Annotated in this window: 25 protein-coding genes; 5 read left to right on the top strand and 20 right to left on the bottom strand. The window is 61.3% G+C overall.

Translation table 11 applies throughout. The features are described from left to right. The first annotated feature begins 14 nt into the window (after window positions 1–14). Window positions 15–1,241 carry an amidohydrolase gene (locus ACWXWJ_RS02615; protein ID WP_473963464.1) on the top strand — a complete coding sequence of 409 codons (1,227 nt, stop codon included), beginning with the start codon at window positions 15–17 and terminating at the stop codon, window positions 1,239–1,241. On the opposite strand, the gene pyk is transcribed toward ACWXWJ_RS02615, so the two are convergent. From pyk to hisD, 16 genes are all read right to left on the bottom strand, one after another. Beyond that, window positions 1,223–2,641, bottom strand: a complete 1,419-nt coding sequence (pyk, locus tag ACWXWJ_RS02610) for a pyruvate kinase (RefSeq protein WP_473963463.1) — start codon at window positions 2,639–2,641, stop codon at window positions 1,223–1,225. The genes ACWXWJ_RS02615 and pyk overlap by 19 nt on opposite strands. Window positions 2,642–2,674: 33 nt before the next feature. Beyond that, the gene (gene lgt, locus ACWXWJ_RS02605; RefSeq protein ID WP_473963462.1) at window positions 2,675–3,529 is read right to left on the bottom strand and encodes a prolipoprotein diacylglyceryl transferase; all 855 of its coding nucleotides are present in this window, start codon (window positions 3,527–3,529) and stop codon (window positions 2,675–2,677) included. Further along, entirely contained in the window at window positions 3,526–4,296 is a 771-nt protein-coding gene (gene trpA / locus ACWXWJ_RS02600; protein WP_473963461.1) for a tryptophan synthase subunit alpha, read from the bottom strand. The genes lgt and trpA overlap by 4 nt, the downstream gene beginning before the upstream one ends. A gap of 3 nt (window positions 4,297–4,299) precedes the next feature. Continuing rightward, window positions 4,300–5,589: a tryptophan synthase subunit beta gene (gene trpB / locus ACWXWJ_RS02595; protein WP_473963460.1), complete on the bottom strand. Its 1,290-nt coding sequence runs from the start codon at window positions 5,587–5,589 to the stop codon at window positions 4,300–4,302. Between the two features lie 18 nt (window positions 5,590–5,607). Further along, window positions 5,608–6,417 (bottom strand): indole-3-glycerol phosphate synthase TrpC, encoded by an 810-nt coding sequence (gene trpC / locus ACWXWJ_RS02590; RefSeq protein ID WP_473963459.1) that lies wholly within the window; start codon window positions 6,415–6,417, stop codon window positions 5,608–5,610. A 19-nt stretch (window positions 6,418–6,436) separates the two neighbouring features. Then, a complete protein-coding gene (locus ACWXWJ_RS02585; RefSeq protein ID WP_473963458.1) occupies window positions 6,437–7,156 on the bottom strand; it encodes a TIGR02234 family membrane protein in 720 nt (239 codons plus the stop codon). Next, complete coding sequence (locus ACWXWJ_RS02580) at window positions 7,153–8,730, bottom strand: anthranilate synthase component I (RefSeq protein WP_448308129.1); 1,578 nt, start codon at window positions 8,728–8,730, stop codon at window positions 7,153–7,155. The genes ACWXWJ_RS02585 and ACWXWJ_RS02580 overlap by 4 nt, the downstream gene beginning before the upstream one ends. 1 nt (window position 8,731) lies before the next feature. After that, window positions 8,732–9,091 (bottom strand): phosphoribosyl-AMP cyclohydrolase, encoded by a 360-nt coding sequence (gene hisI, locus ACWXWJ_RS02575; protein WP_293791284.1) that lies wholly within the window; start codon window positions 9,089–9,091, stop codon window positions 8,732–8,734. Then, a complete protein-coding gene (gene hisF, locus ACWXWJ_RS02570) occupies window positions 9,088–9,870 on the bottom strand; it encodes an imidazole glycerol phosphate synthase subunit HisF (protein ID WP_473963457.1) in 783 nt (260 codons plus the stop codon). The genes hisI and hisF overlap by 4 nt, the downstream gene beginning before the upstream one ends. Continuing rightward, window positions 9,867–10,844, bottom strand: a complete 978-nt coding sequence (locus ACWXWJ_RS02565; protein WP_434816956.1) for an inositol monophosphatase family protein — start codon at window positions 10,842–10,844, stop codon at window positions 9,867–9,869. The genes hisF and ACWXWJ_RS02565 overlap by 4 nt, the downstream gene beginning before the upstream one ends. After that, window positions 10,844–11,608, bottom strand: coding sequence for a bifunctional 1-(5-phosphoribosyl)-5-((5-phosphoribosylamino)methylideneamino)imidazole-4-carboxamide isomerase/phosphoribosylanthranilate isomerase PriA (gene priA / locus ACWXWJ_RS02560; protein ID WP_448308078.1), 765 nt, complete (start codon window positions 11,606–11,608; stop codon window positions 10,844–10,846). Before priA ends, ACWXWJ_RS02565 begins: the two co-directional genes overlap by 1 nt. 68 nt (window positions 11,609–11,676) lie before the next feature. Next, the gene (gene hisH / locus ACWXWJ_RS02555) at window positions 11,677–12,396 is read right to left on the bottom strand and encodes an imidazole glycerol phosphate synthase subunit HisH (protein WP_434816958.1); all 720 of its coding nucleotides are present in this window, start codon (window positions 12,394–12,396) and stop codon (window positions 11,677–11,679) included. An 11-nt stretch (window positions 12,397–12,407) separates the two neighbouring features. Beyond that, on the bottom strand, window positions 12,408–13,757 hold the full coding sequence (locus ACWXWJ_RS02550; protein ID WP_448308080.1) for an MFS transporter: 1,350 nt from the start codon (window positions 13,755–13,757) through the stop codon (window positions 12,408–12,410). Next, a complete protein-coding gene (hisB, locus tag ACWXWJ_RS02545) occupies window positions 13,757–14,371 on the bottom strand; it encodes an imidazoleglycerol-phosphate dehydratase HisB (RefSeq protein WP_293791291.1) in 615 nt (204 codons plus the stop codon). Before hisB ends, ACWXWJ_RS02550 begins: the two co-directional genes overlap by 1 nt. A gap of 58 nt (window positions 14,372–14,429) precedes the next feature. Next, the gene (locus tag ACWXWJ_RS02540) at window positions 14,430–15,572 is read right to left on the bottom strand and encodes a histidinol-phosphate transaminase (protein WP_448308081.1); all 1,143 of its coding nucleotides are present in this window, start codon (window positions 15,570–15,572) and stop codon (window positions 14,430–14,432) included. Window positions 15,573–15,581: 9 nt separating this feature from the next. Beyond that, window positions 15,582–16,919 (bottom strand): histidinol dehydrogenase, encoded by a 1,338-nt coding sequence (gene hisD, locus ACWXWJ_RS02535; RefSeq protein WP_473963456.1) that lies wholly within the window; start codon window positions 16,917–16,919, stop codon window positions 15,582–15,584. Between the two features lie 65 nt (window positions 16,920–16,984). Between hisD and ACWXWJ_RS02530 the strand changes: the two genes are divergently transcribed. Further along, window positions 16,985–18,220 carry a hypothetical protein gene (locus tag ACWXWJ_RS02530; RefSeq protein ID WP_473963455.1) on the top strand — a complete coding sequence of 412 codons (1,236 nt, stop codon included), beginning with the start codon at window positions 16,985–16,987 and terminating at the stop codon, window positions 18,218–18,220. Here ACWXWJ_RS02530 and nadC read toward each other — a convergent pair. From nadC to ACWXWJ_RS02510, 4 genes are all read right to left on the bottom strand, one after another. Further along, window positions 18,217–19,134 carry a carboxylating nicotinate-nucleotide diphosphorylase gene (nadC, locus tag ACWXWJ_RS02525; RefSeq protein ID WP_293791295.1) on the bottom strand — a complete coding sequence of 306 codons (918 nt, stop codon included), beginning with the start codon at window positions 19,132–19,134 and terminating at the stop codon, window positions 18,217–18,219. The genes ACWXWJ_RS02530 and nadC overlap by 4 nt on opposite strands. 2 nt (window positions 19,135–19,136) lie before the next feature. Then, complete coding sequence (gene nadA / locus ACWXWJ_RS02520; protein WP_293791371.1) at window positions 19,137–20,114, bottom strand: quinolinate synthase NadA; 978 nt, start codon at window positions 20,112–20,114, stop codon at window positions 19,137–19,139. A 93-nt stretch (window positions 20,115–20,207) separates the two neighbouring features. Then, entirely contained in the window at window positions 20,208–20,729 is a 522-nt protein-coding gene (locus tag ACWXWJ_RS02515; protein ID WP_473963454.1) for a hypothetical protein, read from the bottom strand. Window positions 20,730–20,743: 14 nt separating this feature from the next. Next, window positions 20,744–21,340, bottom strand: coding sequence for a hypothetical protein (locus ACWXWJ_RS02510; RefSeq protein WP_293791297.1), 597 nt, complete (start codon window positions 21,338–21,340; stop codon window positions 20,744–20,746). 43 nt (window positions 21,341–21,383) lie between these two features. Between ACWXWJ_RS02510 and ACWXWJ_RS02505 the strand changes: the two genes are divergently transcribed. The 3 genes from ACWXWJ_RS02505 to ACWXWJ_RS02495 are packed head-to-tail and all read left to right on the top strand — an operon-like array spanning window position 21,384 to window position 24,896. Beyond that, the gene (locus tag ACWXWJ_RS02505) at window positions 21,384–21,932 is read left to right on the top strand and encodes a TetR family transcriptional regulator (RefSeq protein WP_293791298.1); all 549 of its coding nucleotides are present in this window, start codon (window positions 21,384–21,386) and stop codon (window positions 21,930–21,932) included. A 10-nt stretch (window positions 21,933–21,942) separates the two neighbouring features. Continuing rightward, window positions 21,943–24,147, top strand: a complete 2,205-nt coding sequence (gene glgX / locus ACWXWJ_RS02500) for a glycogen debranching protein GlgX (protein WP_473963453.1) — start codon at window positions 21,943–21,945, stop codon at window positions 24,145–24,147. Between the two features lie 2 nt (window positions 24,148–24,149). Further along, entirely contained in the window at window positions 24,150–24,896 is a 747-nt protein-coding gene (locus tag ACWXWJ_RS02495) for a BRCT domain-containing protein (protein WP_448308088.1), read from the top strand. Window positions 24,897–24,911: the final 15 nt, after the last annotated feature.

Genomic DNA, 24,911 nt, shown 5'->3' with positions numbered 1-24,911 from the left:
GGACTTCCCCGTAAATGCGCAACGCAGATATTGCAGAGTTCATCTCGAACCACGGTGTGGATCTGAGCTGGCAGGACAGCTTTTACCAGTGGATGCACGAAAATCCCGAGTTGTCTCTGCAGGAAGAACAGACGGCAAAGCACATTATCGCCCGGTTGGCGCAAATGGATTGCGAAGTAACCACCGGTATCGGCGGACATGGCGTCACCGCAGTATTCCGTAACCCAAGCAGCGCAGGGGCAGACGAGTCAACAGTGCTAATGCGCGCCGATTTCGATGCGCTCCCGGTGCAGGAGACCACCGGCTTGCCCTATGCCTCGAAGAACGATGGAGTGATGCATGCGTGTGGCCATGACATGCACGCCACCGCCTTGATGGGACTGTGCGCGGTCCTCGACGAACGCCGCGATGCGTGGCACGGCACCTTTATTGCACTGTTCCAGCCTGCGGAGGAAGTCACCGCCGGTGCCAGCAATATGATCAACGACGGCTTGGCCGACAAGATCCCGACCCCGGACGTGTGCCTGGGCCAGCATATTCTGCCGGGTCGTTTGGGCACGGTAATGTCCGCGCCTGGGCCTGTTCTGGCGGCGTGCGACACGATCACCATCACGCTGCATGGCAAGTCCGCACACGGTTCGAGCCCGCAGGATGCAATCGACCCAACGTTCCTTGCTGCGCTGATTGTCGTGCGTTTGCAGGGCATCGTCGGCCGCGAGGTCGCGCCGTCTGACTTCGCGGTCATTACCGTCGGCACGCTTTCTGCGGGGCATACGAATAACACCATCCCCGATACGGCAACGCTGGTACTTAACTGCCGCTTCTACGACACCGATGTGCGCGATAAGACCTACGTCGCGATCGAGCGTGTCGTGCGCGGCGAGTGCGCTGCGTCGGGGTGCGAGGTTCCTCCAGAGTTTGTCTATTCCGCCCACGGCGAACTAACGGATAACACCCCTAGCGTATTCGAGCAGGTGCGCCCGGTTTTCGATGCGGTTTTCGGCGAGGATTCTATTGACGCCGAACCGTGGACGGCCTCCGAAGATTTCTCGGAGATCCCCCGCCACTTCAATGTGCCGTATCTTTTTTGGACGATCGGCACGACTGATCCGGAGCTGTGGAACTCCGGCGAGCCAGTGCCGGGCAATCACCACGGAAGCTTCGCCCCACGGATCGAGGCGCTGGGCACCTCCACGGACGCGGCGTTGGCCGCGACCTTGAGCTACCTCTTCCGCTCCTGACCCAGTAGGTGCACCTGGATCATGTTGGTGTTGCCGGAGATTCCGGGTGGGGAGCCGGCGACGACGACCATCATGTCGTCGTACTTGTACTGCGACATAGCCAGCAGATGGTGGTCGACGGTGTCCATCATCTCGTCAGTGGAATTCACGTCCTCGATCAGGAACGTCTCCACGCCCCACGTCAGCGCCAGCTGCGAGCGCACGGCCTGCGACGGGGTGAACACCAGCAGAGGCAAGTGAGAGCGTAGGCGCGCGACACGCTTAGCGGTATCGCCGGACGAGGTGAAGGCAACGAGTGCCTTCGCGTTGAGGCGCTCGCCGATGTCCTTGGCTGCGTAGGAGATCACGCCGCGGCGGGTGCGCGGACGGTGCGTAAGCGGCGGCACTTCCCCATCAACTTCGGCTGCGGCAACAATTCGCGCCATCGTCTCGACGGTCGTGATTGGGTGCTTGCCGACGGAGGTCTCGCCGGAGAGCATCACGGCATCCGCACCGTCGAGCACGGCGTTGGCCACGTCGGAGGCCTCCGCGCGCGTCGGGCGGGAGTTCTCGATCATGGAATCCAGCATCTGCGTTGCCACGATCACCGGCTTCGCGTTCTCGCGGGCGATCTGGATGGCACGCTTTTGCACCAGCGGCACGTCCTCCAGCGGTACCTCCACGCCAAGGTCACCGCGGGCAACCATGATGGCATCGAAGGCCAAGATGACGGGCTCCAGTGCATCGACGGCCTCGGGCTTCTCCAGCTTGGCGATCACCGGTACGCGACGGCCCACCTCGTCCATGATGTCGCGGACAAGCTCCACATCAGAGGGGCTGCGCACGAATGACAGCGCGATGAAATCCACGCCCAGCTGCAGGGCGAAGCGCAGATCCTCGGTGTCCTTTTCACTTAGTGCAGGCACGGAGATATTCATGCCTGGCAGGGAGACACCCTTGTTGTTGGAAACCGGGCCGCCTTCAGTGACCTCACACACGACATCGTTGCCGTCGACTTCTTTACACACCAAGGCGATCTTGCCGTCGTCGACGAGCAGGCGGTCGCCAGGGCGCGCGTCGCGGGCGAGTCCCTTGTAGGTGGTGGACACGCGGTCGTGGGTGCCCTGTACGTCATCAACGGTGATGCGCACGGTTTCACCGGTCGCCCAGACGGTAGCGCCCTCTGCGAAGCGCCCCAGTCGAATCTTCGGGCCTTGCAGGTCAGCGAGCACGCCGACCGCCTTGCCGGACTCGTCGGTCGCCTCTCGAACCCAGTTGTAGTTTTGCTCGTGGTCAGCGTGCTCGCCGTGGGAGAAATTCAGGCGCGCAACATTCATTCCGGCGTCTACGAGCCCGCGGATCTGCTCTTTCGAGGCAACCGCAGGACCCAGGGTGCAAACAATCTTGGTTCTTCTATTCACGAGTTCGAGAATAACCCCGCGCCGTGGTCCTCGCTACTCCTTGGGTGTGACGCCCTTAGCCCTGCGCTCTTTCAGCGTCCACCACACAAAGAGCGCCGTGGCGGCCAGGAACACCACTGCCGAAACCACAACATTGATACGTATATCGCCGAAGACGGTGGTGGCTGCACCGGTGCGAATATTTTCGATAAAGAATCGCCCAAACGTGTACCCCATCACGTAAAGGGTGAATAGCCTTCCCCCGCTTACTCGCCAGTAGCGTTCTGCGACTAGCAGCAGAACTACGACGAGCAGGTTCCACAGCAGCTCGTAGAGGAACGTCGGCTGTACGGTAGCCAGTACTTCCCCGGTCGAGTGTCCGGTGACGGGCGCGGAATACCCATTCTCGTCGACGCGCCGGTAGATCTCTAGCGCCCAGGGGGCATCACTGGGCCCGCCGTAAAGCTCTTGGTTGAACCAGTTTCCAAACCGGCCAATTGCCTGTGCAAGTGGAATCGTGGGCGCGACGGCCGCGGCAAAGGTTCCCAAAGGCAGCTTCTTTGTTTTAAAGAGCAGCCACACTGCCAGGGAACCGAGGACGATGCCACCCCAGATCCCCAACCCACCGTTGGTGATGTTAAACACCTGGCTCGGGTCTTTCCCCTCCCCGAAATACTTTTGGTGATCGGTGATGACGTGGTACAGGCGGGCGCCGATGATTCCCGCGGGCACGGCGACAAGCAAAGCGTCGACCGTGACTTCTGGATCCCCGCCCAGCTTTGCGTAGCGGCGACGTGTCCAGAAATAGGCCACCACCACTCCGGTGAGGATGCATAGCGCATAGGCGCGGATGGGTATGGGACCTAGTTCCCATACCCCTTGGGGCGGCGACGGAATGACCGCCGTCATGCGCGCACTCCCTGTGCCAGCTCGGCGGCTAGCTCACCCAGGTTGCCGGCAGCTGCGGCTTGGATCAGGGCGGAGCCGACAATCACGCCATCGGCGTAGGCGGCAATGCTTGTGGCATGTTCCCCGGTCTTCACACCCAGCCCCACTGCCACCGGCAGTTCCGTTGCTTCGCGCACGCGCGCCACGAGTTCCTCTGCAGAGTGGGAAACTTCATTCTGCGCACCGGTCACTCCCATGTGGGATGCGGCGTAAATGAAGCCATCGGCGGCGTCAACAGTAAGGGCCATGCGCTCGGGCGTGGTGGAGGGTGCTACGAGGTACACGGGCGACAGATCATTCGCGGCGCAGGCCTGTGCCCACCGGTCGGCTTCCTCAGGTAGAAGATCCGGAATGATGGAGCCCAATCCCCCGGCAGCGGCCAGGTCCGCGGCGAATTTCTCGGGGCCGTACTGCAGGATCGGGTTCCAATAGGACATGATGACGGCCTTGCCACCGGCCTCGGTGACGGTGCGAACCACATCCATCGTGTCCTTCACTCGGAAACCATTGGCCAGAGCTTCGTTGGCTGCATCCTGGATGGTGGGACCGTCCATCATCGGGTCGGTAAAAGGAACGCCTACCTCGATAAGGTCGGCGTGCCGAGCCAGCTCGGTGACAAGCTCCTTAGATTTAGCCACCGTGGGATAGCCGGCGGGGAAATAGGCCACCAGCGCAGCCCGCCCCTCGGCGCGGGCGTCGAGGAACACCTGGGAAAGTCGGGAGGTCATGCCTTAGCCATCCTTCTCGCTTGTCTGATCCAGAATGTCGAACCATTTCGCAGCTGTCGTGACGTCCTTGTCACCACGGCCGGAAATGTTCACGATAAGCGTCGCACCCGGCTTTTCCTTCGCGACCTTCACCGCGGCGGCCACAGCGTGCGCGGACTCGATGGCCGGGATAATGCCTTCCAGGCGGGTTAACAGTTTAAAGCCGTCCATAGCCTCGGCGTCGGTAATAGGTAGGTAACGGGCCCGACCCTCAGCATGCAGCTTCGAGTGCTCCGGCCCCACGCCCGGGTAGTCCAGACCCGCGGAGACGGAGTGCGATTCGATGATCTGGCCGTCTTCGTCTTGCATAAGATCGGCGTACGCACCCTGGAATACGCCCTGTAGCCCCAGGGTGATCGGCGCAGCGTGGCGGCCAGTTTCCATGCCATCTCCGGCGGCTTCGGCACCGACAATGTCCACGCCTTCGTCCTCGATGAACGGGTGGAACAGACCGATAGCATTCGAACCGCCACCCACGCAGGCAATCACCGCATCGGGTAGCTTGCCGGTTTCGGCCAGCAACTGCTGGCGCGCTTCCACTCCAATGATTCGCTGCAGGTCGCGCACCATCTGCGGGAATGGGTGTGGGCCTGCGGCGGTGCCGAAGCAGTAATACGTGTCATCGGCGTTGGATACCCAGAAGCGCATGGCTTCGTTGATGGCGTCCTTCAGCGTGCGGGAGCCAATCTCCACTACCTCCACCTGGGCACCCAGCAGGCGCATGCGGGCAATGTTGAGGGCCTGGCGTTCGGCGTCGACAGCCCCCATGTAGATACGGCAATCAATGCCGAGTAGCGCACAGGCCGTCGCCGTGGCCACACCGTGCTGGCCTGCACCGGTTTCAGCGATGACGCGAGTCTTACCCATGCGCTTGGCCAGCAACACCTGCCCCAGCACATTGTTGATCTTATGGGAGCCGGTGTGGTTAAGATCCTCGCGCTTCAGCCATACCTCCGCGCCCACTTCCTCAGAGAAGCGTGCCGCGTAGTACAGCGGGGACGGCCGCCCCGTGTAGGTGCGGTGTAGCTCGTCGAGCTGATCGAGGTATCCCTGGTCGGAACGTGCCTTCGCCCAGGCATCGGTGATCTCGTCGATCACGGCCATGAGGGCTTCGGGGATGTATCGGCCACCGAATTCTCCCCAATGCCCACGCTCGTCAGGCTCGTGGTGGGTGGCGGTACCCAGGATCTCGCCTACCGTCGGCAGGGGCTTGCCCTGTGCATCGGCATTCTTGGAGTTCTTTTCGGTAGTCACAGTGTTACATGCTATCGTCTAGGAATTTTTTTGTGGGCAAGCGGGGTGTTTTCCTGCCGCTGCAAGATCCCGGCACGCCTGTGCGGGGTTACCAGCGGTAACGAGCCCTTCGCCGACGAGCACTGCGTCTGCACCCGCTGCTGCATATGCATTGAGGTCGTGTTTATTCTTGACGCCCGATTCTGCGATCTTCACGACGTCATCCGGCAGCGCTGGGGCGATCTTGCCGAACACCTCCGGATCCACCTCCAGGGTCTTCAGATTTCGCGCGTTGACGCCGATGACCTTCGCTCCAGCTGCAACGGCGCGCTCTGCCTCTTCGGCGGTGTGTACTTCCACCAAGGCAGTCATGCCCAAGGATTCGCTGCGATCCAACAGAGATTCCAACCGTTGCTGTTCAAGGGCTGCGACGATGAGGAGGATAATGTCCGCGCCATGTGCCCGAGCCTCGTGGATTTGATAGGGGTTCATCATGAAGTCCTTGCGCAGCAGCGGGATATTCACCGCGCGCCGAACTGCATCGAAGTCCGCCAGGGAGCCTTTAAAGCGTCGTTCCTCTGTGAGACAGCTGATGGCTGTTGCCCCATTGTCTTCGTAGGCCTTGGCCAGTACTTCGGGCTCGGCGATCTCGGCGAGATGCCCTTTGGAAGGGCTGGCGCGCTTTACCTCGGCAATGAGACTGACCCCCGGGGCGGCCAGCGCGGAATGGGCGTCGAGCGCCGGTGGTGCGTCCAGGGACATGGCCTTGATCTCCTTGTATGGGATCTTGGCTTCCCGCTCGGCCTGGTCTTCTAGCACCCCGGCAATGATCTGGTCGAGAACAGTCATGTGTGTCACATTTATGAGCTTATCGCCCGCGCTTGGCGCGGGAGAAATCGGATTCTTCGGTCGGATCCACCCCCGCGTCGAGGGCATCCCACAACACGCGAGCTGAATCTGGATTCTCCGCGAGGTCCTCCTCCGCATCGGCGCGACGTACCTCCGGGGTCTCGTATCGACTGTGTCCCTTGGACTCCTGACCGGGGCGCAAGATGAGGATGCCACCACCGACGACTCCCACCGCCGCCGCGAGAAGCACGAGCACGATTCCCAGCGAATGTACTTCACCGCTGATTACTTGTGCCCAGTCCGAGATCTGCACCGGATCCGATTGCTTCTGGGTTGCCGCTCCACTGGTCAAGATGCTCTTAGCTCTAGCCAGATCCACATCATTGGTCAGCAGCTGCACCGCCCGGAAGCTGGCCGTCGCCGCCAGGGCAACAATCACCACCCCCAGCACTCGCCGGATCATAGGCTGCACCGCAATCGAGAGGATCAGCGAAGCCAGCATCGCCAGTGCTAGAGGCACTAGTGCCGGATCCCACACGGAACCCACGAGCTCCTTGGTGGAGGCGCCGGCCTTGTCGTCATCGATGGCCACGGTCACGAACTTCAGTCGGCTCGCTCCCCACAGCCCCGCGGCGCTCAATAAAACACACAGCAGGGCAATTTGCCGGATACGCTTGGCCTTCTGCGTGATGCCGTTGTCCTCTACTTTGCTGTCCTCTACTTTGCTCGCCTTGCTCACTGTCCTACCTCTGCACTCGCACTCTCGATGGTCTCTGCGGCGGCAACGGCCCGCAGCACTGCGGCGGCTTTATTGCGCGTTTCCAAATCCTCGGCTTCCGGATCTGAATCCGCGACGATTCCTCCGCCTGCCTGCACATACACCGTGCCATCCTTGTACAACCCAGTGCGGATCGCGATGGATTGATCCGTGTTTCCGGAGAAATCAAAATAGCCGACAGTTCCGCCGTATACTCCGCGGCGAGTGTCCTCCAGCTCATCAATAATCTTCAACGCCGAGGGCTTCGGCGCACCCGATAGCGTCCCTGCTGGGAAGGTCGCGTTGAACGCATCCACTGCCGTCTGCCCCGCAGCCAACTTGCCGGACACCCCGGAGACCAAGTGCATTACCGCCGAGTAGCGCTCAACGTGACGGAAGTCGTGCACCTCCACGGTGCCGGGTTCGCTGACTTTCCCGAGGTCGTTACGTCCCAGATCCACCAGCATGAGGTGCTCCGAGTTTTCCTTTTCGTCGTTTACCAGCTCGCGTTCAAAGGCAAAGTCCTGCTCCACTGTCTCTCCGCGCGGCCTGGATCCGGCGATCGGGAACGTTGTGACATTTCCGTCACGGACTTGCACCAGCGATTCCGGGGAGGAACCGATGATGTGGAATGCTGTGGCGTCAAAATCCTCGGTAGGAACGTTGAGCAAGAACATGTACGGCGAAGGGTTCGATACGCGCAACATGCGGTAAATATCGATCGCCTCGACGTCAGTGTCCATTTCGAAACGTTGCGACAGCACCACCTGGAACGCATCGCCGGCCTTGATATGCTCTTTCACCTTGCCGATGCGCTGACGGTGGTCGTCGTAGGTGCGCTGCCGACGGTAGTCGGGCGTGGGGTCGTTATAGGTAGTGACGCCCCCTGCTACTCCCCTAGCCAGCCGTTCCACCATGGCGTCGAGCCGATCCACTGCCTCGTCGTATGCCTCGTCCACGCGCTCATCAGAATTATCCCAGTTGATCACACTGGCAATCAGCCAAATGGTGCCCTCGTAGTGATCCACGACGGCCATATCCTCGACGAGGAGCTGCACCATATCGGGAATATTCAGATCATCGGTGCAGGTATCGGGAATGCGCTCGATATAGCGGATCATGTCATAACCCATGTACCCCACCAGGCCGCTCGTTAACGGCGGCAGGCCTGGCATCGGGGCGGTCTGCAGGTGGGCAAGGGTATTACGGATCGCGTCGAGCGGGTCGGTTCCCTCTGGAATATCTACAGGCGGCTGGCCGATCCAGCGGGCGGCACCGTCGTCCACGGAGCTCTTAGCGGTCAAAGCGCAGCGGGCGCCAGTGCCGATAAAGGAGTATCGATCCCACGACTGCCCGTGGGCGGCGGACTCCAGCAGGAAAGTGCCGGGGCGTCCATCGGCGAGCTTACGATAAGCCGACAGTGCAGTTTCTCCATCGGCAAGCACCTTGCGTACAACGGGCACCACGCGGTGGTCAGCGGCGAGCCTGCGGAATGTCTCACGGCTCGTCAGGTCGCCGGTGGCTCGGCTGGAAGTGTTGTCACCCATGCCAAACATGTTAGGCCAAGCGGTCGGCGTCGAAACAAGTGCGGTCACCGGTATGGCATGCAGCGCCGGTCTGCTCGACTTTCAGCAGCACCGTATCGCCGTCGCAGTCCAGGCGTACTTCTTCGACGCGCTGGGTGTGGCCGCTTGTTTCGCCTTTGATCCAATAGGATTGGCGCGATCGGGACCAATAGGTGCCTTTGTGGGTGGCTAGGGTGTGTGCCAGGGCGTGGTCATTCATCCACGCCATCATCAGCACATCACCGTTCGTGGCATCCTGCACGATGGCGGGCACGAGACCGTCAGCGTTGAAGCGCACCCGCTCGGCAATGGCGTGGTCTAGTTCAAAGGTTGCCGGGTCGGTGCTGCTCACAGCCGCACCTCGTATCCTGCATCGGCGAGTGCCTGCTTGACCTCGCTGATTTCCACTTCGCGGAAGTGAAAGATGGAGGCGGCTAGTACGGCATCTGCCCCGACCTCCACTGCGGGTGGGAAGTGTTCCGGGGCGCCGGCGCCACCGGAGGCGATGACGGGGATGGAAACAGCCGAACGCACGGCCTGCAGCATCTCGATGTCGAAGCCGGCCTTCGTGCCGTCGCCGTCCATGGAGTTCAGCAGTATCTCCCCTACTCCCAGTTCCTCACCGGTGCGGGCCCATTCGACAGCATCCATTCCAGCGGATTTGGTACCGCCGTGGGTGGTGACCTCAAAGCCGGAGGGGTATTTGTCTGCCTCATCTGGGTTCTGTACGCGCCGCGCGTCTACAGATAGGACGATGCACTGAGCACCAAAGCGCTGTGAGAGCTCCCTGAGCAACTCGGGGCGAGCGACGGCGGAAGAGTTCACGGAGACCTTGTCGGCACCTGCGCGCAGCAATGCATCCACGTCTTCCTCGCTGCGTACTCCCCCGCCGACGGTCAGGGGAATAAACACCTGGTCTGCGGTGCGACGCACCACATCCAGCATGGTGCCGCGGCCGTCCTTGGAGGCGGAGACGTCCAGGAACGTCAGTTCGTCAGCACCCAGCGCGTCATAACGCTTGGCCAGCTCGACGGGATCTCCTGCATCGCGTAAGCCCTCAAAGTTCACGCCCTTCACTACCCGGCCGTTATCTACATCTAGACAAGGGATGATGCGCACGGTGACGCTCATCGGATGCCCCCTCGGTCGCGGATCTCTTGGGCATTGCGGGCAGCGGTACCGATCGGCACGGCTTGGATGTGCTGCAGAAGGGTGGCGTGAACCTCCGGCTCACCAGCGACCAGACCAGAGACGCCCGGGCGCCAAGGATTACCTGCAAAGTCAGTGGCAATACCACCGTTTTCCTCTACAGCGAGGATGCCCGCCGCGTTGTCCCATAGGTTGGGGCTGAACGTCACCGTGCCACCAAACACTCCGGCGGCGGTGAAAGCTAGGTCGATGCCGACCGAACCGGTCACGCGCATGCGCGGGTAGGACTTACCAATTTCGTTGAGCATGTCCTGCCGGTATGAAATCGGCAGGTTTCCGCGACGCTGCGAGAGGATGGAGCCGAAACTGATCTGGGTGACACCTGGGTCGGACGGCGGCATAGCGCGCGACGGGTGCCCATCGACGAGCAGTCCGTGTCCACGACGAGCGGTGATGCGCTTGCCCAGCAGTGGCATTTCAGTAACGGAAATCATGGTCTGCCCCTGGTGTACCAGGGAGACCAGGATGCAGGCGAAGGGATTACCCACTGCATAGTTAGCAGTGCCGTCGATAGGGTCAACCACCCAAAACGTCTCCGGCAGCTCCTGGTCGCCAGCTTCGAGAGACTTACGCCTAGGACCATCCAGGCCATCGGCCATGGCGTCGCTGGGGTTGGGCTCAGTGACGTTCTCCCCCGGGACTTCACCGGGGCGTACGGTACCGAATTCCTCGCCGTGCACGGGCAGACCGGTGTACTGGGTCAGCAGTGTACGCAACTGCCGTTCGACGGTCAGATCGGCTTCGGTAGCGAAGTCGCCAGGAGACTTAATGACCTCCGGCTCTGCACCGACTGCTGCGGTGAACGTCGTCTCGGCTTCATCCACGGCGGCCTCAGCGATGGCCAGCAGCGACCGCGTGTCCAACTCCTCAGGGTGTACTCCGTGGAAGGCTGTCATTAGTTACCACCTTCTCGAGCTGCCTGCAGAGCCTGCTCCAGGGTGAACTTGCCTGCGTATAGTGCCTTGCCGACGATGGCGGAGTCCACGCCCTCGTCCACGACCGCCGCCAGAGCGCGGATGTCGTCCAGGCTCGAAATTCCGCCAGAGGCGACAACTGGAGCATCGGTGGCCGCGGCCACTTCGCGCAGCAGGTCGATGTTTGGGCCGTTCAGCATGCCGTCGCGGCTGACATCGGTGACGACGAGGCGCGATACTCCCTGAGAGTCCAGGCGCTCCAGTACCTCCCACAGCTCGCCTCCATCGGAGGTCCAGCCGCGGCCACGCAAGCGCCATTCACCGTCGACCTCTCGGGTATCCAGGCCAATAGCTACCTTGTCGCCATAACGAGAGATGACGGATTCGCACCACTCCGGATCTTCCAACGCTGCGGTGCCAATGTTCACTCGGCGGCAACCGGTGGACAAAGCACGCTCCAGCGATTCATCATCGCGAATGCCTCCGGAAAGCTCGACGTTCACATCTAGCTGACCGGTGACCTCCTTGAGCAGCTCAAAGTTGCTGCCTCGGCCAAAGGCTGCGTCAAGGTCCACCAGGTGAATCCACTCCGCACCCGCGTTCTGCCAGGCCAGAGCTGCCTCGATCGGCGCGCCATAGCTGGTCTCTGTGCCTGCGGCACCCTGTACCAGTCGGACGGCTTGGCCGTCGGCCACGTCAACGGCGGGTAGCAGGGTCAGAGCACGGGGGTTTTCAGTAGAAGCCATAGGAAGAATCCTAACGTGTAGAGAGGTCAGCGAAGCTCGAATCGGTCAAAGAAGTACTACTTTCAGATCTAGAGTGTTTCCACCCAATTCCGCAGCAGGTGCAGCCCCGCATCACCTGACTTCTCCGGGTGGAACTGTGTGGCCCACAGCGGACCGTTTTCCACCGCAGCAACGAAGCGGCTGCGCCCATGACGTGCCCAATGCACCAGTGGCGGTTCTGTCCGCCCGTCGGTCATGAGCTCCCACTCCTGCACGCCATAGGAATGCACAAAATAGAATCGTTCGGAATCCTTGATCCCGGCGAACATCTTCGATCCTTCAGTAGCGGGCGCTCCCAGTGCGCTCGCGGACGTACCGTCGCCCACCTCCACGGTGTTCCACCCCATGTGCGGAAGTACGTCCGCATCCAATTTTTCCACCGTGCCGGGCCACTCGCCCATGCCTTCGGTATAAGCCGCGGATCCTTCGTCTGCACCTTCGGCGAACTCGGCTCCCTGTTCGAAAAGGATCTGCATGCCAACACAGATTCCCAGCACCGGGCGCCCGCCTGCCAGGCGCTGCCCAATCATTCGGTCGCCGTGGACACTGTGCAGCTGTTTCATACAGGCACTGAATGCCCCTACCCCCGGCACTAAAAGCCCGTCGGCTCGCTGGACGGTCTCCGGATCGCGGGTTACCTCAACCTCGGCGCCAGCCCTTTCTACCGCTCGCTGGGCGGAGCGTACATTTCCGCTGCCATAGTCCAAGAGGGCGACATGTGGGCGTCGAGAAGAAAGAGAAGAAGTCATAGCTAGCTAGTTTAGCCGGACTTACCTGGGCGCAATTCTCGCTTTCGGACACGGCGTAGTGTTTCGCGAACATTGCCGTGATCGGTAAGGCGATGACGCCCTACGATTCGGTCAAGGACAGCGATGACAAAGCCCGCCAGAGCGACCGCGCCAGCAGTAATAAACGCACCCTGATACGTCAGTGCACCTGCGACGAACCCCAGCAAGACAGCACCAACACCGGTACCGCCATCGAAAGTCATGTTCCACAGCGCGGAGGCCTTGGCGGACTCGGCCCGGGGCAGGCGGTCGAACAGCATCAGCAGCGCCTCTGTCTGGTTGATGCCAAAACCCACGCCGAAGAAAGCAGCCGATGCCAGCGACCACATCAGCAATAGCCCACCGCTCGGATGCACGGCCAGCATGACGGCAGCCGACCCCAAACCCACTACGCACAGCACCAAGCCGAGTGCATTCAAACGGCCCGGTTCGCCCACACGGTCGGCATACCAGCCGCTGAAAAGGCGCGAGCCGATCTGCATCAACCCCACGATGCTCAGCGCCAAGCCAGAAATCGTGGCCGCCACGCTCGCGTCGATTTCCCCGGCGGCGGGCGCCAAGAAGGTGCTAAACCCGGCGAAGCCCACAGCAGCTGCGCCGATGGATAGACCCGGCACAGTTGCCAGCTTCCACGTCGCTGCACGCGGCGCAGCCGGGGTGTAATCCGACTGCGCGGTCGCGTTATCCGGAATATCCGCAGCCACACCGGGAGAGTTCTCGCGCTCAACCTTCGGCAGTTGCAAAGCGGCCAAAGCTCCAACGGCAGAGTAGGCCGCCGCAGCCAAGCACACGCTCACCAGGCCAAAGCTGCCATATAGCCACATTCCCAGAGGGAAGCTGATTAGCTGGGTCACACCCACCGTCGCGCCGAACACACCGGAGGAACGTCCCACCAGTCTTGGTGGAACGAGCTCCGCGATCAGCGCGGCTTCCGTCACGGTTACCGCGCCGAAGCCCACACCACGCACAGCCGCGATGGCCAGCACCGTCACTGCGGACATATCGGCGATGTACACCAGCGCCGGGAAGCCCAACAGCAAACCGGCAACAAGCATGACGGGCGAATATCCAACCGCACGCAGCAGACGCGGGGTGAAAGCCTGCGTCAGAACCGTCGCAGCCATAAATACACCGGTGGATAGACCGGCGATACCGTCCGTTCCGCCCCCATCGATCACGGCCAGGGGGATGACCGGCAGTAGCAGCGCCCAACCGCCAAACGCACAGAAGACCGAGACCAGTGTGGCTTTCAGGCCGGGAGCCTGCCACACGGAATCGATCTTTTCTAGCTCTTCAATGGTCAGCGCCTGTGGGCGCGCCACTACAGCGTTCCCTTAGTCGACGGGACTCCGCCCACGCGCGGGTCGTTCTCCACGGCGGCCCGCAGTGCACGGGCCACTGCCTTGAACTCCGCCTCCGTGATGTGGTGCGGATCGCGACCATAGAGGCAGCGCACATGCAGCGCAATACGCGAGTTCAGCGCCAGGGTCTCAAAGAAGTGCTGGTTAATGACGGTGGCGTAGTGCCCGCCGATCACCGCGCTGAGCATCTGCTCTGGCTCCCCCACGCCCACGTAGTACGGACGTCCCGATACGTCCACCGCCGCGTGTGCCAGTGTCTCGTCCATCGGGATGAAAGCATCGCCGAAGCGGCGGATTCCTGCCTTATCTCCCAATGCCTGTGCGAGCGCCTGGCCCATCACAATGGCTGTGTCTTCCACGGTGTGGTGTGCGTCGATCTCCACGTCGCCACGGGCATGCACGGTGAGATCAAAGCAGCCGTGTGCGCCGAGGGCGGTCAGCATGTGATCGAAAAACGGCACGCCGGTATCAATATCGGTCTTGCCGGTTCCGTCTAGGTTCCACTCGACCTTAATATCGGATTCTTTGGTGGCTCGCTGGGCCTTCCCGATGCGCGGGGCGGGATTCGTTGCCACAGTAGCTTTGCACCTGCCTCTCTGGTCTTGTTCTCTTGAAAGTTCTTGAAGCGTCCGTCTAATCGTCCATCATCTGCGCAGCCGCGGCAAGAAGAGCATCATTCTCTTCCGGCAGGCCGACAGTTGCGCGCAGCCAACCGGGCACGCCAACGTCGCGGATCAGCACCTCTTGGTCCAGGAAACGCTGCCACACCGTGTGCGCGTCCCCCAGCTTGTCGAAGTTGCCGAAGAATACGAAGTTCGAGTGCGAATCGATGACGTCGTAACCCAGTTCGCGCAAACCAGCAACCACTCGGTCGCGTTCTGCACGCAGCTTCGCCACCGTCTGCAGCGTCGCGTCGGAATGCTCGAGCGCCACCTCCGCTGCCGCCTGTGACAACGTTGCCAGGTGGTACGGCAGGCGCACCAGCATCACGGCTTCGATAAACGCCGGGTGAGCAACGAAGTAGCCCAGGCGCCCGCCCGCAAAGTCGAAGGCCTTGGACATGGTGCGGGAGACGACCAACTTCGTCGGATACTGCTCCACTAGTCCCACTGCACTCGGCTCGTCGGAGAATTCCGCGTAGGCCTCATCCACGATGACGATGCCAGGGGCAGCCTGCACAATGCGCTCAATGTCGGTGAGTGGAGTGCTATTGCCAGTGGGGTTATTCGGCGTCGTAATAAAGACCACATTGGGTTGCTGTTCGGCGATGGCAGTGAGGGCCTCGTCAACATCAATGTCGAAGCGATTCTCGGCCTTTCGCTCAACGGTCACGAACTCGGTCTGTGTGCCCGCAGCCAGGATCGGGTGCATCGAATAGCTCGGCACGAACCCCATCGCGCTGCGCCCGGGCCCACCGAATGCCTGCAGGAGTTGCTGCAGCACCTCGTTGGAACCGTTGGCCGCCCAGACCTGTTCTTTAGTGACGCCCACACCCGTCTGTTGGCTCACATAAGCCGCAAGGGCCTTACGCAATCCCACTGCGTCCCGGTCGGGATAGCGGTTCAGTTTGGTGCCGAGCTCTGCCACGCGCCGAGCGATGCCTTCGACAATCTCCGGCGACGGTGGGTAGGGATTTTCATTGGTGTTGAGTTGGTTCGCCACAGTCAGCTGCGGTGCACCATAGGCGGACTTACCGCGCAGCTCCTCGCGCAGCGGCAGGTCAGCCAGCGAAATGTTCTGTTTATTGGTATTTGCTGCGTTGTTGTTCTCAGCCATGATTCCTCACTACCTCTCAGTGCCGCCTGTGCGAGCGCTGATGGCCTCGCCGTGGGCTGGAAGTCCCTCGGACTTGGACAGCGTGATGACAGTATCCGCCACGCCGCGCAGCCCTTCCTCGTTGTAGTCGATGACGTGCACGGACTTCAGGAACGTCAGGGTAGACAGCCCCGAAGAGTGACGTGCCGTGCCGGAGGTCGGCAGTACGTGATTGGAGCCCGCAGCGTAATCGCCCAGCGGAACCGGGCTAAAACGCCCAATGAAGATCGCGCCGGCATTGGTGATTTGCGCGGCCACTGCGTGAGAATCCGCGCAGTGAATCTCCAAGTGCTCCGCCCCATATGCGTTGGCAGCGCGGATGCCCGCAGCGATATCGTCAACCAGCACCACACCGGACTGCTGGCCTTCCAGGGCTTCGGCGACACGCGCGGAGTTCTGCGTGATGTGGTAGCGCTTATTCATTTCCGCCACTACTTCATCGGCCAACTGTTCACTGTCGGTAATGAGTACAGAGGCCGCCATCGTGTCGTGCTCCGCTTGGCTAATCAAGTCGTAGGCAATCTCCACCGCATTGGCAGTGTCATCGGCCAAAACGGCAATCTCCGTGGGGCCTGCCTCGGAGTCAATGCCCACCACCGAACGACACAGTCGCTTGGCTGCGGTAACGAAAATATTGCCGGGACCGGTGACCATATCCACCGGCTCCAGCTCCTCACCACCTGCGGCTGTCGAACCATAAGCCAACAGAGCCACGGCCTGCGCGCCACCAACTGCCCAGACCTCATCCACGCCCAGCAGCTGACAAGCCGCCAGCACGGTCGGGTGCGGCCAGCCGCCCTCCTGCGGCGGGGAGGCCACTACGAGAGATTCCACTCCAGCTTCCTGAGCAGGCACAACGTTCATAATCACGCTCGACGGGTACACCGCGTTGCCGCCCGGTGCGTACAAGCCCACGCGCTGTACGGGAATGAATCGCTCCGTCACGATGCCGCCCGGCGCGACCTCCACCTGTTTATCGTCTGGGCGGATGGCGGAGTGGAAAGCACGCACTCGGTTAATGGCTTCTTTCAGCGCTGCGATGACGTCGTCATCCAACGTCCCCACGGCGGCGTCAATAACCTCGGCCGGAACCCGCACTGAATCCGGGGTTACGCCGTCAAAGCGCTGCCCGATCTCCAAAGCCGCGCGAGCCCCGCCCTCGCGTACCTGCGTAACGATCGGCTGGACGGTGGGAATCACCGAATCCACGTCCGTGCCACCACGGGGAAGACGATGGCGCAGCTCAGCTGTAGTCGGGGTCTGTCCCCGCAGGTCGATCCGGCTAAAGTCCAGCTCAGCGTTAGTCATCGTGTACGCCGCATCCTTCCGAGTGATTCTTGGGAGCATTCTTATGCTGGGCTAAAGTTTACGCCATGGCCCAGACACTCCTTTCACTGCTCCAGGACAGCAGTCGCGCCGCGCATTCGGGGGCGTCTGCAGCGGCGAGCTGGCGCTTGGCCAGCGACTTCGCCAGGCAGTACTGGTTAGCCACCCCGGACGAGGTGCCGCAAGAGCTGGTGGGCGAGTTTTACAGCATGCGCGCCAGCGCGGCGGATCACCTGGGTTTCGCCGATGAGACCATCGCCGCCTTGCAGGATCTGCGCACGTGGGCGCGCAGCAACAACGACCACGCGCTGGCTCTGGAGGCCTTGGCGCTGCTTGCTCACCAGGCTCTAACACAGGAAGGTCGCCCCGGCACCCTGACGGAGCTGCATTCACCACAGGAAATGCTGGCGCAATTGGCCCAGGGTTTTGATGATTTCCGCCCGGATCCGGATTCCCCCACTCTCGCGGAAACTCCCGCGCTGACGCACCGGGACATTGCCCCTGCCATCGCCGCGCGCCTGACCTCCGCGGCCACGACAGGCTTCGCGGTGGCCACGAATCTTCCTAGTTCTTTTGAGGATGACGCCGAAGGCTTCGACTTTGCGGACATCTTCGCTCGACTTGTACGGAGGTTCGGGTCGAAGCCCCCTTCGGCGGCGGATCGTCAGCTGTGGTTCGCGCAGGAAGCGTGGTTCCGCGGCCGGCGGACGGAGGCTTTAGAGCGGGTAACGGCACTGATCGACAGGTTGGAAGAAGACGGCGCGACCACGGATGCGCGCACGGTTTCCCTGTACGAGGCTCATGACATGCTGGCGCATTTCGAGATGTTCCGGGCAGCGGAGGGCGAGGACGCGGATTCGCTGGCTGCTGTGGCTGAGCATTGGCAGGCCTGCGTGCGCCTGGCGCGCAAGCTGGATGCCGGAGTAATTGCCCTGCACAATGCCGGTTTGGCGGCAATGGCACTGCTGGGCGAAGGATGCGAGGGCGAGGCCTGGGAGCTTGCCAGTTCTGCCTTGGAAGGTGCAGAAGGGTGCCCACTGTCCCCCGCGATCCTCAACCTGCGCTACGCCCTTGCCGAAGCTGCCTTGAACTGTGGGCTTTTCGACGAGGCCTTGGCGAATGCCCGCCTGGTGGCGGAATGGTCCGAGTTCAGCGCCGATGACGAGCGCACTATCGGTGGCTACACCATGGCACTTGTGGCTGCCAGGGAGCTTGGCCACGAAGAGGTGGCCTGGGAACTCGACAAGCGCAGGCGGGCGGCATTGGAACGCTGGGAGGGTTAGTCCAACCCGATGTCGAGGGCACGCACACTGTGGGTCAGTCCACCCACCGCCACGGAGTCCACGCCCGCGGCTGCATAGTCAGCCACTACATCGAGAGTTAACCCGCCTGAGGATTCCAAAAGCACCTCCGGGGCTCGATTATCGCGCAACTCCACAGCCTTCTTCGTATCCTCCACGCTGAAGTTATCCAGTAGCACCTGTGGCGGATGAGGGCGATCCGCACCAAGCAGGTCGGAAAGTTGCTCCAGGGTATCCACTTCGACCTCTACCCACGTGGTGGCGTCATCACCCAAAAAGTCCCTTACCCGCGCATAGGCTTCGGCGGCGTTGGAGAGCTCCACGTGATTGTCCTTTACCATCACCTGATCGCCCAGGTTGTAGCGGTGCGGGTAGCCGCCGCCGTGAACGACCGCGCGCTTTTCCAGCATGCGCATTCCGGGCAGGGTCTTCCGCGAGTCACGCACCAAGCATCCGCCCGGGCTGCTAGCGGTGGCTGCGACGACATCCACCCACGCGCGTGTTTGGGTGGCAATGCCCGAAGCATGGCTCAGAATGTTCAGCAGGGTGCGTTCCAGCATGAGGATGTGCTGGATCGTCCCCTCCACTCGTGCAATGTCCGCGCCGGCATCGACCCGATCCCCATCGGCGACTAGCGGGGTGATGTCGATATGCCGGTCGGCGGCAACCTCCGCGACGATCGTCAGGGCTTCGAGTCCGCTGATCACTCCAGACTGGCGTGCTCGCATTACCTTCGTGCCCGTCGCATCGGCGGGGACGGTGGCTAGGGTACTGACATCCGCACCGTCGCCAAAGTCCTCTTCCAATGCGACCTTTGCCATGCGGAGATAAGCTGCGCGAATGCGGGAGGGGTCGGATAGTTGGGCGGGGAAAGGCAGCTCAAGGGTGGTCTCCATCGTTATTCCCCACTTCCCGGGTTACCAATGGCGATCATCCGCTCCACGGAGCGACGGGCCTTGGCTGCGGTCTGCTCGTCCACCGTTACTTCGTCCTCCCCCAAAGCCAGGCAGCGCAGTAGCGCGGCTGGGGTGATCATCTTCATATAGGTGCAGGACGCGCGGTCGTTGACGGCACGGAAATCAACGCCCGGGGCGGCCTGGCGCAATTGGTGCAGCATGCCCACCTCGGTGGCAACCAGAACCGTGGACTGGCTGGTGGACTTCGCCTGCGAGATCATGTCACCAGTGGATAGCATCTTCACCCGCTCGGACTCCACAACCCCCTCGCCTGCGAGGTAAATCGCCGAATTGGCACAACCACACTCCGGGTGGATAAACAGGTCGGCCTCCGGGTTATCGTGCGCCTGCTGGCTTAAGTCCTTCCCAGAAATACCCGCATGCACATGGCACTCGCCCGCCCACACGTGAATATTGTCCCTCCCGGTCTTGCGGCGCACGTGAGCGCCGAGGAACTGATCGGGGCCGAAGAGCACTTCCTGATCCTCCGGCAAACTCGCCACGACGTCTACTGCATTGGAACTGGTGCAGCAGATATCCGTCAACGCCTTCACATCAGCTGTGGTGTTTACGTAGCTGACGACCACAGCCTCTGGGTGCTCGGCCTTCCACTCACGCAGTTCCTCCGCTGTAAGGGAGTCGGCTAGGGAGCACCCCGCATTGGCGTCGGGAATAAGCACCGTCTTTTCTGGTGACAGGATCTTCGCAGTCTCGGCCATAAAGTGCACTCCGCAGAAAACGATCACGTCAGCGTCTGTTTCCGCGGCGATACGGGATAGTGCGAGGGAATCGCCCGTGTGGTCGGCGATGTCCTGGATCTCTGGCAGCTGATAGTTGTGAGCCAGAATCAGCGCGTTCCGCTCCTTCTTCAGCCGCTGCACCTCCGCGGCCCACTCGTCAGTGGTGATGGTATCTGGCATTTCCCACCGGCCGTCTACGCGGGTGATGCTTTCTAAGATCTTGTCTAGCATTCCTGCTACGTTAGTCCCCCGCGGCCCTAGATCACTAAAGGTCTAGAAATCTTCTGGGTCGACGAAGGTCGCCGCCAACCAGTACACCACCAGCGCTAATGCCGTGGCTACGAGCATTCCCGAACCGGGATTAGTTGCCTCCACCAGGTGAAATAGATCCCCTGGGTGCGGATCGGTAGGCAATGGATCGGCATGCAGTTTCTCTGCCAACCACGTTCCTACGGTCCAGCACGTCACCGAGCCCCAGAGCGTGACCACACCGACCCACAGCATCATCAGCAGGCTCCTCATGCGGGTGCGAAAGGCCCACAGTCCAATTGCCATGCCACCAAGGCCAGTCAGGGCCAAAAAATAGGCCAGGGCTTTAAACGAGGCATCCTCGGTCCCCGGGACGGTATCCGCCCCACCGTCCGCTGCCATGGTCAGTTGGGTGGTCGGGTGGATGAGCCCCCACACCAATCCCAACAGGATAAACACCACCAGCGTGACGAAAAGAACGAGTGCTGCCTCCCCGATTGGCCGAGGAATCAGCTGGTGCCGTTGCGCATTTTTTACTTTCTTCAATGTCCTAAAATGTCCTAGCCCTGCGACCCCTGCGTTCCTAGGGTGTGGCAGAACTTCCATTTCGCATCCTCGCGCTTGAAGTACATGCGATTGGTGTCGCTGCGCTCCCCCTCAACGATGGTGACCATCGCGTGCGCATTGTCGCCCTCGGCCATGACATCTTTGATGTCGGTGATATTCGGCGTTCTACCCGGCTGTTCGTCGAAGTTGCCCTGACCTGCGGAGTCTTTAGCCTGCTGACGTGCAGCCTCTTCGCCCCCTTGCTGGTCGATATCCGCGCGGCAGGTGTTGTCGATGGTCCAGTTCAGGTACACATCCATTGGTCGCGCGCCGTCGGACAGTCCGTGCAGCAGGTCAATGATCTGCTGTTGATCTTCCTCGCTAGCAGCCGTCTTGTACTCCGGTCCCTGCACCGGAGCCTGCGTGATTTCCCCTTCACCCGCCTGTTCGCCTTGGTTGTCCTGGGGCGCGGCGTTGTCCGCGTTATTACCCGCGTTGTTATTACCCGCGTTGTCTTCTGCGTCTTCTGCGCCGTCGGATCCGCAGGCCGTCAGACCGAGGGGAAGGCTCACCGCGCACAAGGCAGCCACGCATGTCTTTCGAATCTTCATGTGGCACACCCTACGGCAATCGCGTCCACTACCCTTGTACATCGTGCAGCTAAACCGCAAGAAAATCGTGAGTACCGCCGTCGACATCCTGCAGCAGTATGGCCTGGCCGATCTCACGATGCGGCGACTCGCTCGTTCCCTCGATGTCGCACCGGGTGCGTTGTACTGGCATTTTCCCAATAAACAAGCGCTGCTGGGAGGCATCGCCGAATCAATCCTCGCGGAAGTCCCTGCCTGCCCCGGAAGCGCGGCGACGTATTGTTCTTTACTTTTTGACGCCCTCACCTCCCTGCGCGACGGGGCTGATATCACACTGGCAGCGGTGGCCAGCGGCACGTTGGAAAGGGATCTCACTTCAGAACTCGCTGCTGAGCTAAAGTCCGGTGGTGCCCCCTCCAGCGCCGAAGACGCAGCGAAGCTCCTGCTGCGTTTTATCTTCGGTTCTGCCCTAGAACTTCAGGCACGCCAGAACGTGCTACAGAACTTGGGGTCGCCTACGGGGAAGGCCGAATCAGAGACGGTTTCACGGGAGGATGCGCACCGACAAGCAGTGATAGGAGTAGAAACAATACTCCGCGGTTTTAGCCGTTAGAATGGTGCCCATGACTTTCGGACTGTCAGATAAAAGTGGATTGCGTGCGCCCGGTGAGCCTCTGGTCGGTTGGCCTGGAAAGCCCTACCCACTCGGCGCCACCTTCGATGGCAACGGCACCAATTTTGCCCTATTCACCGAGGTAGCTGAATCCGTCGAACTCTGCCTTTTCGATAGCCAGGGTGCGGAAACCCGGGTGAAGATGGAAGAGGTCGACGCAGACATTTGGCACTGCTACCTCCCCGGTATCGTTCCCGGTCAGCGTTATGGCTACCGCGTTTACGGCCCGTGGGATCCGGCCAAGGGGCTGCGCTGTGACCCATCGAAACTTCTCATGGATCCCTACGGCAAGTCCTTCGATGGCGCTTTCGATGGCGATGCCTCGCTGTTCAGCTACGACATCAACGATCCGGATAACCCGGAGAAGCGCAATCAGGAAGACTCCGCTCCGCACGCAATGCGTTCAGTGGTCATCAATCCATACTTTGATTGGAACCATGACCGCCGTCCGAATATTGAGATGCACAAGACCGTCATCTACGAAACCCATGTAAAGGGCCTGACGATGACGCACCCGGATGTCCCGGAACACTTGCGCGGCACTTATGCCGGGCTGGGTCACCACTCCATCGTGGAGTACTTCAAGGATCTGGGTGTCACTGCTGTGGAGCTCATGCCGGTGCACCAGTTCGTCCACGACGATCGTCTGCGCGATATGGGACTACGCAACTACTGGGGCTACAACACCCTGGGCTTTTTCGCTCCACACCGCGACTACGCTGCCTCCCCCAGCGCTGAAGGCGCCATCGCAGAGTTCAAGCAGATGGTGCGCAGCTATCATGACGCGGGCATTGAGGTGATCCTGGATGTGGTCTACAACCACACCAGCGAGGGCAACCACATGGGCCCGACTCAGAACTTCCGCGGTATCGATAACGCCGCTTACTACCGTCTCGTCGACGGTGACGAGGCCCACTACATGGACTACACGGGCACGGGTAACTCCCTGAATGTGCGCCACCCGCACACGCTGCAGCTCATTATGGATTCGCTGCGCTACTGGGTCACGGAGATGCACATCGACGGCTTCCGTTTCGACCTGGCTTCCACTCTGGCCCGCGAGTTCCACGATGTCGATCGCCTTTCCGCATTCTTCGACCTGGTACAGCAGGATCCGATCGTCAGCCAGGTCAAGCTCATCGCTGAGCCTTGGGATGTCGGCGAGGGCGGCTACCAGGTGGGTAACTTCCCCGCACTGTGGAACGAGTGGAACGGTAAATACCGCGATACGGTGCGTGACTTCTGGCGTGGCGAGCCTTCCACGCTGGGCGAGTTCGCCTCCCGCCTGACGGGCTCCTCGGATCTCTACACAGGCCGTCGCCCGACCGCGTCGATCAACTTCATCACCGCCCACGACGGCTTCACCCTGAACGACCTGGTCAGCTTCAACGAAAAGCACAACGATGCCAACGGTGAGGAAAATCGCGACGGTGAGAGCCACAACCGTTCTTGGAACTGTGGCGTGGAAGGCCCGACGGATGATGAGGAGATCCTGCAGCTGCGCAACAAGCAGCGTCGTAACTTCCTCACCACCCTGATGCTCTCCCAGGGCACCCCGATGCTCTCGCACGGCGATGAGATCGGCCGCACCCAGGGCGGAAATAACAACGTTTACTGCCAGGACAACGAGATTTCCTGGATGGATTGGGAAAACATGGATGAGGGGCTGCACGCATTCACGCGCTACCTCATTCACCTGCGCCAGGCGCACCCGGTTTTCCGTCGCCGCCGTTTCCTGGCCGGCGGTCCGCTGGGTCAGGATGTGGCCAAGCGCGATATCGCCTGGCTCACTCCAAATGGCGATCTGATGTCTGAATCCGATTGGAATGCGGACTTCGGCAAGTCCCTGATGGTGCACCTCAATGGCATGGCAATCGACGAGCCGGATCCGCAGGGGCGCCCTGTCGAGGACGATTCCTTTATCTTCTGCTTCAACGCCCATCACGAGCCGATCACGTTCACTCTGCCGCGGCGCCACAATGTGATGCACGTCGAGCCCAGTGATGAGGAAAACTGGACCGTCGTCGTCGATACCGCCGAGCCGACCGGCGTGCCGGAGGAAACCCGCAGCTTCTCCGGCGGGGACACTCTGGAGATCGCTGGCCGCAGCACCGTCATTCTGCAGCGCCCGATCACCACGGAGGTCAAGCTCTAAACATGCCGACTGGTTCCTCCACCTTCCCCGCCCGCGGGGCGGAGGTCACGCTCACTGAGCAGGAGATTCGAGTGACTCGTTCGCCACTTGGCTCCTCGCTGTACCCGGACGTCACGCGCCCTGCCTCCGAACTTATTGGCTGGTACAAGCAGGCTCCCGAGGGCTGTTCACCGGGGTTTATCCAATTACTTTTTGACGCCGAGCGCCCGCGGGTGAACTTTTCCCCCTCGCAGACCGAGGAGTTCGCCGCGCTGGATAGCCAGCTCACCAACCTGCAGGCGGGATACCCATTGGAGGAAGGCACTAAGGTCAGCTCCCCTGCCAGCACAGAAGGCCACGAGGACATCTCCGCGGAGGAATGGGTTAGTTCTGCAGAGGCCTCAAGCGACGGGGACGAGGGGGCGTCATCAGACAACAAACAGCGCCGCTCGCCCGCACCATGGGCGAAGGTGGCCACACCGGACGTCGTGCCCGAAGCGAACGAGGAAGCGGATATCGACGGCCCGATCTACGGGCAGACTGTGTGCGTGACCGGCGACGTGGAGCCCTACGACAAGGGCGAGGTATGGGACATGATTGCCTCGCGGGGCGGCGTGGTAGCGAAGAACGTGACGAAGAAGACGACGATGTTGATTGTCGGCGAGTGGCACTCCATGACGTCCAAAGAGAAGCGGGCACGGGAGTTGCAGGATAAGGGGCAGGAACTGCAGATCATAGGGTTCCAGGAGTTTCTGCAGCTAATTAAGTAGCCAAGTAGCCTAGGA

This window comes from Corynebacterium sp. p3-SID1761, assembly GCF_055862885.1.
Note: the sequence above shows the minus strand (reverse complement) of the source record. Positions and strands in the feature narration are given on the sequence as shown.

What these genes read in the sequence shown, in the direction of transcription:
- ACWXWJ_RS02540 (WP_448308081.1), bottom strand. Translation starts at nt 15,572, where the DNA reads ATGGCTGAGAACAACAACGCAGCAAATACCAATAAACAGAACATTTCG.
- glgX (WP_473963453.1), top strand. Translation starts at nt 21,943, where the DNA reads ATGACTTTCGGACTGTCAGATAAAAGTGGATTGCGTGCGCCCGGTGAG.
- ACWXWJ_RS02580 (WP_448308129.1), bottom strand. Translation starts at nt 8,730, where the DNA reads ATGTTTGGCATGGGTGACAACACTTCCAGCCGAGCCACCGGCGACCTG.
- hisH (WP_434816958.1), bottom strand. Translation starts at nt 12,396, where the DNA reads ATGACTTCTTCTCTTTCTTCTCGACGCCCACATGTCGCCCTCTTGGAC.
- ACWXWJ_RS02615 (WP_473963464.1), top strand. Translation starts at nt 15, where the DNA reads ATGCGCAACGCAGATATTGCAGAGTTCATCTCGAACCACGGTGTGGAT.
- priA (WP_448308078.1), bottom strand. Translation starts at nt 11,608, where the DNA reads ATGGCTTCTACTGAAAACCCCCGTGCTCTGACCCTGCTACCCGCCGTT.
- nadA (WP_293791371.1), bottom strand. Translation starts at nt 20,114, where the DNA reads ATGCCAGATACCATCACCACTGACGAGTGGGCCGCGGAGGTGCAGCGG.
- ACWXWJ_RS02565 (WP_434816956.1), bottom strand. Translation starts at nt 10,844, where the DNA reads ATGACAGCCTTCCACGGAGTACACCCTGAGGAGTTGGACACGCGGTCG.
- hisF (WP_473963457.1), bottom strand. Translation starts at nt 9,870, where the DNA reads ATGAGCGTCACCGTGCGCATCATCCCTTGTCTAGATGTAGATAACGGC.
- trpA (WP_473963461.1), bottom strand. Translation starts at nt 4,296, where the DNA reads ATGACCTCCCGACTTTCCCAGGTGTTCCTCGACGCCCGCGCCGAGGGG.
- ACWXWJ_RS02495 (WP_448308088.1), top strand. Translation starts at nt 24,150, where the DNA reads ATGCCGACTGGTTCCTCCACCTTCCCCGCCCGCGGGGCGGAGGTCACG.
- lgt (WP_473963462.1), bottom strand. Translation starts at nt 3,529, where the DNA reads ATGACGGCGGTCATTCCGTCGCCGCCCCAAGGGGTATGGGAACTAGGT.
- nadC (WP_293791295.1), bottom strand. Translation starts at nt 19,134, where the DNA reads ATGGAGACCACCCTTGAGCTGCCTTTCCCCGCCCAACTATCCGACCCC.
- ACWXWJ_RS02530 (WP_473963455.1), top strand. Translation starts at nt 16,985, where the DNA reads ATGGCCCAGACACTCCTTTCACTGCTCCAGGACAGCAGTCGCGCCGCG.
- trpC (WP_473963459.1), bottom strand. Translation starts at nt 6,417, where the DNA reads ATGACTGTTCTCGACCAGATCATTGCCGGGGTGCTAGAAGACCAGGCC.
- hisD (WP_473963456.1), bottom strand. Translation starts at nt 16,919, where the DNA reads ATGACTAACGCTGAGCTGGACTTTAGCCGGATCGACCTGCGGGGACAG.
- ACWXWJ_RS02510 (WP_293791297.1), bottom strand. Translation starts at nt 21,340, where the DNA reads ATGAAGATTCGAAAGACATGCGTGGCTGCCTTGTGCGCGGTGAGCCTT.